Here is a 379-nt window from a genome sequence, read left to right on the forward strand (position 1 = left end):
GTCCGCAGCATCCAGCGCCCGGCACAGCCGCGCCAGCGCGTCCAGGCCGATGCCCGCCTCGAAGGCCGCCCGCACGAAGCACAGCCGTTGCAAGGCGGCATCATCGAACAGGCCATAGCCGCCCGGGGTGCACACCACCGGACGCAGCAATCCGCGCAGCAGGTAGTCGCGCACGATATGCACGCTCACCCCGGCATCAAGGGCCAGCCGGGACACGGTGTAGGCGCTCATTGAAAACCTCCTTTTTTTATCCAGCGCAGCAGGAAAGCTGCTTCACGTCCTTGTTGAAGGTCTGCGCCGCAAGCTTCAACCCCTCGACCATTGTCAGGTAGGGGAACAACTGGTCGGCCAGTTCCTGCACCGTCATGCGGTTGCGGAT

At 64.1% G+C, this 379-nt stretch carries 1 protein-coding gene; it reads right to left on the reverse strand.

Annotated features, from left to right (window positions below; all coding sequences use genetic code 11):
• Positions 1-231, reverse strand: a 231-nt coding sequence (merD, locus tag L6758_RS10945) for a mercuric resistance transcriptional repressor MerD (RefSeq protein ID WP_237218657.1), incomplete at its 3' end; no start/stop codon positions are given.
• Between the last annotated feature and the right edge of the window lie 148 nt (positions 232-379).

The sequence above is a fragment of the Rothia nasimurium genome, assembly GCF_928382285.1.
Lineage (GTDB): Bacteria > Actinomycetota > Actinomycetes > Actinomycetales > Micrococcaceae > Rothia > Rothia nasimurium_E.